Origin of the sequence: Salinispora sp. H7-4 (genome assembly GCF_013416675.1) — a bacterium.
In the GTDB taxonomy this organism is placed as follows: Bacteria; Actinomycetota; Actinomycetes; order Mycobacteriales; family Micromonosporaceae; genus Micromonospora; species Micromonospora vitiensis.
The window spans coordinates 287-514 of sequence record NZ_JABZED010000029.1; the positions used below are offsets into that span (position 1 = coordinate 287).

The following is a 228-nucleotide window of genomic DNA, read 5'->3' on the forward strand; positions in this document are numbered from 1 at the left end:
GCCGGCGACACCGGCCCCAGCTCAGCCAGCGCGTCCTGGAGGGACTTCGACGCCACGTACTCCATCACGATCCACGGATCACCATCGGTACGCAGCACATCGAAGATACGAACAACGTTGACGTGATTGAGGCGGGCGATCGCCCGCGCCTCACGCAACGAACGCTCCCGCATCTCGCGGCGCTCCTCATCGGTGAGACCGGGCGGCGGCACCAACTCCTTGATCGCC

Annotated in this window: 1 protein-coding gene; it reads right to left on the reverse strand. The window is 65.8% G+C overall.

Features of this window, described 5'->3' with window-relative positions:
* Window positions 1-228 (reverse strand): protein kinase (locus tag H0524_RS24830; protein WP_255435957.1); only part of this gene is annotated, 228 nt, incomplete at both ends.